Source organism: uncultured Ruthenibacterium sp. (assembly GCF_963558415.1).
Taxonomy (GTDB): Bacteria; Bacillota; Clostridia; order Oscillospirales; family Ruminococcaceae; genus Ruthenibacterium.
In genome coordinates this window covers 1-5509 of the sequence record NZ_CAUWGY010000117.1, presented here as the reverse complement: position 1 = coordinate 5509, position 5509 = coordinate 1, and the positions used below count along the sequence as shown (strand labels likewise).

General features: G+C 46.7%; 6 protein-coding genes. All 6 read right to left on the bottom strand.

Translation table 11 applies throughout. The features are described 5' to 3' along the window. The coding region (locus AB5H98_RS12570) for a type I restriction endonuclease (protein WP_367926240.1) at nucleotides 1-1136 on the bottom strand (1136 nt) is incomplete at its 3' end. Then, the gene (locus AB5H98_RS12565) at nucleotides 1136-1735 is read right to left on the bottom strand and encodes a hypothetical protein (RefSeq protein WP_367926239.1); all 600 of its coding nucleotides are present in this window, start codon (nucleotides 1733-1735) and stop codon (nucleotides 1136-1138) included. The genes AB5H98_RS12570 and AB5H98_RS12565, both read right to left, overlap by 1 nt. Nucleotides 1736-1738: 3 nt before the next feature. Continuing rightward, the gene (locus AB5H98_RS12560; protein ID WP_367926238.1) at nucleotides 1739-3004 is read right to left on the bottom strand and encodes a restriction endonuclease subunit S; all 1266 of its coding nucleotides are present in this window, start codon (nucleotides 3002-3004) and stop codon (nucleotides 1739-1741) included. After that, nucleotides 3001-4788: an N-6 DNA methylase gene (locus AB5H98_RS12555; RefSeq protein WP_367926237.1), complete on the bottom strand. Its 1788-nt coding sequence runs from the start codon at nucleotides 4786-4788 to the stop codon at nucleotides 3001-3003. The genes AB5H98_RS12560 and AB5H98_RS12555 overlap by 4 nt, the downstream gene beginning before the upstream one ends. Then, the gene (locus AB5H98_RS12550) at nucleotides 4728-4952 is read right to left on the bottom strand and encodes a helix-turn-helix domain-containing protein (RefSeq protein WP_367926236.1); all 225 of its coding nucleotides are present in this window, start codon (nucleotides 4950-4952) and stop codon (nucleotides 4728-4730) included. The genes AB5H98_RS12555 and AB5H98_RS12550 overlap by 61 nt, the downstream gene beginning before the upstream one ends. 141 nt (nucleotides 4953-5093) lie before the next feature. Next, the gene (locus AB5H98_RS12545; protein ID WP_367926235.1) at nucleotides 5094-5339 is read right to left on the bottom strand and encodes a DUF6061 family protein; all 246 of its coding nucleotides are present in this window, start codon (nucleotides 5337-5339) and stop codon (nucleotides 5094-5096) included. Between the last annotated feature and the right edge of the window lie 170 nt (nucleotides 5340-5509).

Below are 5509 nucleotides of genomic sequence, written 5' to 3'. Positions count from 1 at the left end.
CGGAGCTGCTGGGCGTTTTTGTCGATCTTCTGCACCACGCCCGCCACATGATCGAACTGGTAGACGGTGTTTTGCAGCTGGCTGTCCAGCACCCGACGGTCGGTGACGATGATAACGGACTGGAAAATCTTCTCGTCGTGAGCATCGTGCAGACCGGTGAGCCGATGGGCCAGCCAGGCGATGGAGTTGGACTTGCCGGAACCGGCGCTGTGCTGGATCAGATAATTTTGCGCTGTGCGGTTTACCTTTACATCAGCCAGTAGTTTGGTCACCACATCCAGCTGGTGATACCGTGGGAAGATCATCCGCTCGTACTTTACCTCACCTGTCTTTTCGTCCTTGACCTGCTGCAAGTGGAGATATTTATGTAAGATTTCCAGTAAACGGTCCTTGCACAGTACATTTTCCCACAGGTAGGCGGTGTCGTAGCCGTCCGGGTTGATGGGATTACCCTTACCGCCCACATTTCCGGCTCCGTTGCTGCCCTGGTTGAAGGGCAGGAAATAGGTTTTCGGCCCCTCCAGCCGAGTGGTCATATAAACATTGGATAAATCCACAGCAAAGTGAACCAGCACCCGGTTTTTAAACTCGAAAATAGCGTCCTTGCCCGCTCGGTCGAATTTATATTGCTGGATTGCGTTGGAGGTGTCCTGCCCCGTGAACTGGCATTTCAACTCCATGGACACCACGGGGATGCCGTTGAGAAACAGGACAATGTCAATGCTGTTCTCGTTGCTGAGAGAATAGTGGAGCTGCCGGGTGCAGTGGAGGATATTGGCGGCATATTGGGCCTGGCTGGTCTCGTTGATAGAGGTCTCCGGCTTCCAGAACACTGCCCGAAACTTGATGCCCCGGTCAGTAAAACCCTGGCGCAGCACTTTTAAGAGGCCCACCAGCTTCACTTCCCGGCAAAAACGGTCGATAAGCTGCCGCTCGCTGTCGGCTCCATAGATTTTCTCAAACCGCTCCCATGCCTTAGGCTGGCTGGTGCGGATGAAGGAAAGAAATGTGCCAGTGTCCAGCGCCTTTTCCCGGTTAAAGGTGGCGGGGTTGCCCTTTTGATAGCCGCCGTATGTAGTAAGATGTTCCTCAATATCCTGCTCAAAGCGTTTTTCTCTTACGTCAAAGTCGGGCACTATTTTTCACCTCTATTCAGAAAGCTGGTAACTCTCTCATAAGTTGCAAAAAACTCGTTCTTTGTAGAATTAGGTAACTCTTCTCGGTCAAAGGACATAATCCTTATGTTGATGTGCGTTCTAAAAGCCTCTCGCAAATCCAGATAATCTGAAAATTCTTTTTTAGAAATTATTCCGGTAGAAGCAAATTCGACAATCTGTTCATGAAACTTGAACGGAAAGTCGAGATAGTATTGCATCTGTTTGTCCTCGTGAATCACTTTGTGAAAATTACACTTTTCCACAGCCTTTTCTCGGACTTCACGACGTTCCAATAATAAGACAGATTCTTTGCACTGTTCATATGTTTTGGACATCAAAAGCAAGGCAACTTCCCGTTGGTTCTTGTCTTTTTCTATACTTCTGTGATCCAGCACATTGAATGTAATTAGATATAGGCATATAACCACAATGTTACCAATGATAATTGAAGCAATATCCCAGTTAATATTTTCGCTTTGAATTCCTATACTGGTAGGTAAATCATTTATGTCCAGAAGGAAATAGATGAATGTAAGTGCAAGGCAAGAGAGTATGATTTTGAAGATGCGTTTTTTCAAACCTTACACCTCTTTCTTTCCAGTCACAACCTCATAAATAAGAGATTTCTTATAACCTGTCAACTTTTCAATAATGCGCTCCCGTTTGTTAATAGAGCTTTTTATGGCTTCGCACTTTGCATCCAAATAATCTGAAATTCTAATTTGTTGTTCAATATCAGGCAGAGGGATATGAAGTTTTTTAAGAAAATAAGAATATATACCTGCTTGAGATTCTCCAACCAAACCACGTATATAAAAATACATTGCCTTGAAGCAATAGAAGAGATATCTGTAATGCAAATATTTTTCATCAGCAATCAGATACGCCAAATTTTGATTGCAGCAAACTTCTGTTTTTAAAATTGCAGTAAGTCCTTTAGTCTTTCCTTGCCCAATCAAACCAAGCATAACAGTATTAACTGGTAAGATTTTTGCATTTGAATTTTGAAGTCCAAGTTCTGTGATGTGTTCTGTTGTAGAATAAATGTATTCATCATTTATTTCTCCAGATGACATCCAAGGAATGTTCCCATTTTCCCAATACTCAGGCTTTTTACGGTCTGGCGTCCCGCCTGACCCCATCTCAACGAGATTTCCAATATGCGACAATTGCCAGTATTCCGGAATCTCCCCAATCCACTCAACTCCGCTGTCCTTCATGGGCGTATCAGGATTCAAACCTTTTGTGGCGGCTTCGGTGATGACGGACAGCTTATAAGCTTTCAGTTTCTCGATCACTTCCTGTTGCCGGGCAATAATAGTGTCAATCTGGCCGCACTTACGGTCGAGGTAGTTAGCAATTCTGCGCTGTACCAATTTTGGAGGTAATGGTATTGTAAAATTACTAAAAACTGACAATGTAATGTGTTGCATAACAATACCATGTTTATTATCGTTATTCATATTTTCCATAGCCTCTTTAAGAACCCAAAAGAAAAAATTCTTATCAATAACTTTTGGAAAACAAATAGCTTTAAAAATATGTTGATTTAACCATGCATCATCATTATTCCAGATAAAAGCGTCTAAAGTTGCTGCCCAAGAAACTAAAATATCTCCGGCAGTAACATTATATTTATCTGGCAACTGCCCAGCATAGTAATTAGGATTATTGTTAGTCCCTGTTAAATCTTGTATTCGTATAATTCGTTTACCTTCAGAGGACCAATCATCTGGCTTGAAAGCATATCCATTGATATATTGTCCAATATATCTCATTTTGGAAGTGCCCCAGTCCAGTGGAATCTCCCCAATCCACTCAATCCCGCTGTCTTTCATCGTTCTCATGCTCCAAACACCTCCGCCAGAGCGCCGTCCAGCTCCGATTCAATAGCCAGAATCTCCTGCATGATTTCCGCCGAGGGCTTGGGGGCTTCGTACTTGTAAAAATACCGGGTGAAGGGGATCTCGTAGCCCACTTTGGACTTTTTCTCGTCGATCCAGGCATCCGGCGCAAAGGGCAGCACTTCCCGGTCAAAGTAGGTCTGAATGTCCTCTTTCAGCGGCACGTTTTCCGTGTCCCGCAGGGCGGTATCCGGCTGGGGCTTGCCCTTCTTGAGCACCGGCTGGCCGTTCTCGTCTTTCAAGGGCCGCTCCACCGTAATTTTGGTATAACCAAAGTCGGCAGTATCAAAAATCTTGCTGATCTCGCTCTCCACAAAGTCGCCGTACAACCGGGTGATCTCCGCAATGACGCTCTCCGGAATGTCGTTGCGCTTGTTGCCCAGGGCCTTACGGCGCTTTTCATACAGGCTGTTGGCGTTGATGAGCTGTACCTTGCCCTCCCGTCGGGTTCCGGTTTTCTTGTTGGACAGCACCCAAATATAGGTGGCAATGCCGGTGTTGTAGAAAATATCGTTGGGCAAAGCAATGATGGCTTCCAGCAGGTCATTCTCCAGAATGTACTTGCGAATCTCAGAGGGGCCGCTGCCGGCGTCGCCGGTAAAGAGGGGCGATCCGTTGTGGATGATGGCAATACGGCTACCGCCGTCCTTGGGCTCTTTCATTTTGGAAATAGCAGTGAGCAGGAACAGCATCTGCCCGTCGCTGGCCGCAGGCAGACCGGGGCCGAACCGTCCGGCAAAACCCCGCTTGGACTCAGCCTCCACCGCCGCTTTCTCGTTCTTCCACTCCCGGCCGAAGGGCGGATTGGACAGCACATAGTCGAAGGTCTGGCCCTCGAACTGATCGTCGGACAAAGTGTTGCCGTCCTTGATAAAATCGGCGTTGTTGCCCTTGATGAGCATGTCCGCCTTGCAGATGGCAAAAGTCTGGTCGTTCAGTTCCTGCCCAAAGGCCATCAGCTCGGTGGAGGCGTTGAGCTGGTGCAGGTACTCCTCCGCCACCGATAGCATACCGCCAGTACCGCAGGCCGGGTCATAGATGGTCTTGGCCACATTGTTGCCAGACAGCATGTCGTTGTCATCGTAGAACAGAATATTGACCATCAGCTGGATCACTTCTCTGGGGGTGTAGTGCTGTCCAGCGTCCTCGTTATGAGACTCAGAGAAGCGGCGGATGATCTCTTCAAAGATGTAGCCCATCTCCAGGTTGGAGATCACATCCGGGTGCAGATTGGCCTTGGGGGTAGTGAACTCTTTGATGACGATGTAGAGGATACCCTTGTTGGCCATGGTAGTGATCTGGCCGTCAAACTTGAACTTTTCCAGAATGTCCCGGACATTCTCTGAGAAGCCGTTCAGGTAGTCTCGGAAGTTGGCCTCGATGTTGTCCGGATCGTCCAACAGCCGCTCAAAGGTAAACTTGCTGGTGTTGTAAAATGCCTTGCCGGAGGCGTTGCGCAGCAGCACATCCCGCATGGGGAGATTCTTCACAGTCTCAAACTTCTCCAGCACCGCATCCTTGGTATCGGCTAGGATGCAGTCAAAACGGCGGATCACCGTGAGAGGCAGGATCACTTCGCCGTATTCATGGGGCTTGTATACACCGGTCAATTTATCTGCAATCGCCCAAATCAGAGCGGCTTTTTCACTTACATTGGCACTCAGGCTCATACTTCTTTTCCTTCCTTTTCCTCCGGAATAAATTCCAGAATATCGTCCACGCCGCACTCCATCACGCGGCAAATCTTCTCGATGCTTTCGATAGAAACATACTCGTTACGCTTTAGGCGGGTAATAATATTGGCACTAAAACCGGCCTTCTCTTTTAGCTGTGCATTGCTTATCTTTTTATCAATCATCAAATGAAATAACCGATCATAACAAATCGCCATTTTAGTCCCCCCAAGCAAGAAATGCTTGGATTTATTTTATCACATTTTCGTGAAAAACTCAATTCCGAGTCGCTTTAGAGAGAAAGAAAAAATCCGCCAGGAGCACATCTTTTGGATACTACTTCTGGCGGATTCTCTTTGTTAATCTAATGGAGTTTTCTTTGTCACAGCCTTGAGATACAGATCTGGATCACCATTCAGAATCAAGTTGGCATACGCCACTGGATCATTATAAATCAGGTAATCCAGCTCCGACCGCTGGTACATACTGTTTGCCACTTCGTTTTCCACAGCGGTGCAGTCGATAGATAGCAGCGTCCCGTCCTCCAGACGCAGTTCCACGCAGGCAGTATCTATGTTAAACTCACAGGATACAATCTTTCTCATAGTCATTACCTCCTGATATTTGAATTGTAAATGATTTTGTGCAGCACTACAAGCAGCATTATGCCTGTTTTAGTTTCCAGCAAGCAATGCTTGTGGCTATCCATTTGCCACAAACTGCTTGTTGAGGGCAACGCCCCCAAGCCCCTTTGAACACAGAATTTCATTCTGTG

Coding starts and splice junctions, on each gene's coding strand:
- AB5H98_RS12560 (WP_367926238.1), bottom strand. CDS start 3,004: ATGAGAACGATGAAAGACAGCGGGATTGAGTGGATTGGGGAGATTCCA.
- AB5H98_RS12550 (WP_367926236.1), bottom strand. CDS start 4,952: ATGGCGATTTGTTATGATCGGTTATTTCATTTGATGATTGATAAAAAG.
- AB5H98_RS12545 (WP_367926235.1), bottom strand. CDS start 5,339: ATGAGAAAGATTGTATCCTGTGAGTTTAACATAGATACTGCCTGCGTG.